Source organism: Arthrobacter sp. H14 (assembly GCF_000520495.1).
GTDB lineage: Bacteria > Actinomycetota > Actinomycetes > Actinomycetales > Micrococcaceae > Arthrobacter_C.
Window position 1 is genome coordinate 1 of the sequence record NZ_AZRX01000502.1, and the last position, 3,596, is coordinate 3,596.

4 protein-coding genes are annotated in these 3,596 nt (G+C 59.7%); 2 read left to right on the forward strand and 2 right to left on the reverse strand.

The annotated features are described in order from the left end of the window. Window positions 1–100 precede the first annotated feature (100 nt). The gene (locus tag Y707_RS0101915) at window positions 101–880 is read right to left on the reverse strand and encodes a CHRD domain-containing protein (RefSeq protein WP_026533842.1); all 780 of its coding nucleotides are present in this window, start codon (window positions 878–880) and stop codon (window positions 101–103) included. 223 nt (window positions 881–1,103) lie between these two features. Then, the gene (locus tag Y707_RS32525; RefSeq protein ID WP_253905027.1) at window positions 1,104–1,424 is read right to left on the reverse strand and encodes a sigma factor-like helix-turn-helix DNA-binding protein; all 321 of its coding nucleotides are present in this window, start codon (window positions 1,422–1,424) and stop codon (window positions 1,104–1,106) included. Window positions 1,425–2,038: 614 nt separating this feature from the next. On the opposite strand from Y707_RS32525, the gene Y707_RS0101925 reads away from it, so the two are divergent. Next, on the forward strand, window positions 2,039–2,338 hold the full coding sequence (locus Y707_RS0101925) for a hypothetical protein (protein WP_026533843.1): 300 nt from the start codon (window positions 2,039–2,041) through the stop codon (window positions 2,336–2,338). A gap of 271 nt (window positions 2,339–2,609) precedes the next feature. Further along, window positions 2,610–3,287 (forward strand): cupredoxin domain-containing protein, encoded by a 678-nt coding sequence (locus tag Y707_RS30425; RefSeq protein WP_216699186.1) that lies wholly within the window; start codon window positions 2,610–2,612, stop codon window positions 3,285–3,287. The last annotated feature ends 309 nt before the right edge of the window (window positions 3,288–3,596 follow it).

The window sequence follows — 3,596 nt, forward strand, 5'->3', positions numbered from 1 at the left end:
GGCGACCGCCGCAGAGGCCAGATGGCTTCTGCGACGGTCGCTGGGTGAACTAATCATCTGAGGAACTACTGTCCGATCAGTTCGTGGTGCTTGATGGAAATTATGCCTTAGCGTTGCTGCGGCGAACCAGGAAGGTTCCGCCGGCTGCTGCTGCCAGGACCAGGCCGCCACCGAGGGCGAGGATGCCGGTGTTTGATCCGGTTTCCTGGGCGACACCGGTGTCGGCGCCACCGGCAGGCATGTCGCCCATCTGTGAGGCTACGAGAACTCCACACAGTGCGGGTGAAGTGGCGCCGAGGGGCAGTTCTGGGGCGATGTCGCTGGGTGAGTTGAACACTTCCTCGGAGACCCCGGCGGTTGCTGGGTCCAGGCCGTGGACGACGACGACGGCTTTGCCGGCTTCGAGTCCTGCCTTGGTTTCGGCGTTGAGGTCGATGTCGCGCTGGATCTGGTAGTTGCCGCCCAGGCCAGCCAGCTCGAGGTTCAAGCTTTCTTCGGGGCCGGTGGCTCCGCTGGTGGTCAGCGTGGTGGCGATGGGGCCGTAGGCGGGATCGCCGTCGGTGGTGTTGATGATGCCGTCGCCGTTTTCGTCCTCCTCGGGGGTGGGGCACTCACCTCTAGCCTCTTCGCCGGTGTGGATGTGCTGGACGTGAGGGTACGGGGCGTCCATGAAGGTTTCGGCGAGGCCGGAGACCTGCAGGTCAACGGTAGCTGTGTCGCCGTGGACGTCCAGGGTGATGCTTCCCGTGCCGGTGGTGCCGTTGAGCTGGCCCAGGGTCGAGGAGTAGGACTCCTCCGCTGCCATGGCCGGCGACGATGCCATCGCCAGGGCGCCAAGAGCCAGGGTGGGTACTGCAAGGAAACGCATTGCCTTATTCATAAGATCAATTCCTTCACTGTGCGTGGATACGCACCAGAGTAAGTGCGCTTACTATCTTATTCGGAGCGATCCGCAGTGTGGATTGGTTTCCCCCACACAATTCACAGCCGAACACGTGAGACCGCTCGGTGCGAGTGGCTTCTGCTCACCGTACGCAGGACAAGGCCCTGTGACAAGGCCCTGTTGGGAAGCGCTGTGGTGTGACACCTGCGGGTGAGGTTTATCAGCAGGGGACAACCCATTCATTCCAGTGCGGGTTACCCGTTCGCGGAGTGAGAGTAAGCAGCCAAAGCAGGTGGGTTAGGTGTTCGATACTGCTTTTCACGCGGATGAGCCCGCCGCGGATGCGGGTTTTGGCTGTTGATAATGGAATGCCGAGGTGGGCGCCGACTTGCTGGTAGGTGAGCCCGTCGGAGGAGACCAAATTGATCGTTTCACGTTGGGTGGGACTGAGGGTTTTGAGGGATCGGGTGCTCTCCTGTTCTTCGAGCCGGTTGATTGCTGTTTCGGCTGTCTGGTCAATATCCGGTGTGTAGGTTGCCACGGCGTAGGCGGTGTTGCGATTCGCCGATGTGTGTTCGGCCCGCGCCCGGTCCAAGGTCCTGCGGTGGTAATTATCATCAACCAGGCGACAACCAGGCGACAGAGGTGGCCTTTGGGTGCCTCAAAGGTATGGGCTTTCTGCCACACGTGCAGGAACAGGTCCTCGATGATTTCCTGGCTCAGGGCCGAGTCGACGATTATCTGTTGGGCGAGCCGGTAAACCCGGGGGGACATCACACGGTAAAGGTCAGCGAATGCGTCCTGATCGCCAGCTGCCGTCCGGGTCAGCACTCTTCCCACCCTGGTGCGGTGCGTGAGCTGAGCTGTCTTCATGTGAAAGCCAGGCAAGCCAGGGCCTCTATTGTCGTACCGATGCCAGTAAATGCGGTTTCCCTCCACTGCCCGGGGCTGAGGGTCCAGAGTGACTGAGCGTAAACCATATCGTCCTAGAGACGCTGCTCTGGCAGCTTGAGTAAACGGTCACCAGGGTCCGCGGTCACGCTCGAGCCTGCACCTTTGCTCCCAGGGGCGGACCAGTTTGCTGGCACCGTATTTTGTCCGCGTCGGATATGGTGCGGGTGTGGCCTGTGAGGATGCTGCTGGGAGGATCTTGGTGTGACAAGTTTTGAAGCGGATGATGACACCGATTTCTTGCTGGCCGACGCGAAGAAACAAACGGTGATCGACCTCGAAGCACGCCGCCATCATTGTGTTCACAGGGTTTTAGAGGCCCGCCAGGCGTGTGGAGAGCTGAGCACTTTGTTTGCTGGCAGCGGATCGGGGCAGACCGGTCCTGCCTCCGCTGATCAGGGGCACGCTCAAGGGTTGCTGTGCGCGGCGGTTCGGGAACTGGAAGAAACCGATGCCCTCCTTGAGCAAGTACGACAAGAAAATGAATCTTGCATCATCAGGTAAAGCTCAGGCAATGCGCGTAGTGTTTTACCTATCCTCATGTGCGAGTGATCGACCTGATGTTTATTTATCCGGTCGAAAAGCGTCGGAGAACACGACTAGCGGCCTCCACCGTGTGTTCTCCGGCGCTTTTGTCATGCCACCACCGGCAGCCAACGGCTTATGGGTGGGTCACCGGGATCTGACTGCCAAAACACAACGGTCATTTTTGACCCTCATTGGTCTTCGAAAAAAGGCAATCCAACACGCTGCACGTAACGAATATCATGTGGCGGTGGTTATTCGGCAACAGTGCGTCACGTCGACTGACGGCGCAAAAACAGTTGTTCCGCTAAATGCCTACCCGGAGGGCCTCATCATGATCACCAGCAGCAAAGTTCTCAGCGTCGCTTTCACCGCAGCCCTGGTCGGAGGAGCCGGCCTTGGATCCGCCGGGGCCGCATTGGCCGCCCCTAGCCCGGTCTCCCAATCAGTACCGGCCATGACCACCGGGCAAATGTCTATCAGCATCGACGACTTCGTGTTTTCCGGCCCGGGCACCGTGAACCCGGGCGGTGAGATTACCGTGACGAACAACGACAGCGAAGCCCACACGGTGACCGCCGATGACGATTCCTTCGATGTCACCATCCCCGGCGGGGAAAGCGCCACTTTCACCGCCCCGAGCGCGATCGGGAGCTATGGGTTTTTCTGCAAGTTCCACGGCAACATGAAAGGTACCCTCACCGTCGGTGCTGAAGCCATGGCACCGGCACCCGGGGTCGCAGAGTCCGACGGTGCAGCAGGCAACAGCATGGACCAGATGGGTGCTGTCCCCCGGGGCGGCGCCGATACCGGAGTGATGAACGAAGCAAATGACGGGTCAACGATTATCGCTCTGGGTGGAGGGTTGGTCCTCCTCGCCGCAGCCGGTGGAACCTTTGCTGTCCGCCGCCGGAGCAGCAACTCCTAATCCCACCCGGTCCTTCGTCAGGGCCGTAAAAAAAAATAGCACCTCTTCCATCGCGGTTTTACGGCCCTTACGCCTTGTTTCAATCACCGGAACCGGCACGGACACGGTGCGGGTCAGCACGATCACCCGGGCACGATTAATTGGGTTTAACGATCTCACCGTGTGAGACCGCGCAACAATCCCTCACCTACCCATCACTGGATAGTTCATTCTTTTGAAGGCACGATCATGAAGGTACGTAACGGAATATCAGCTCTTCTGCTTGCCGGGCTTCTCACCGGAACCGCCGCCTGCGGTTCAGAGACCGGT

Coding starts and splice junctions, on each gene's coding strand:
- Y707_RS0101915 (WP_026533842.1), bottom strand. CDS start 880: ATGAATAAGGCAATGCGTTTCCTTGCAGTACCCACCCTGGCTCTTGGC.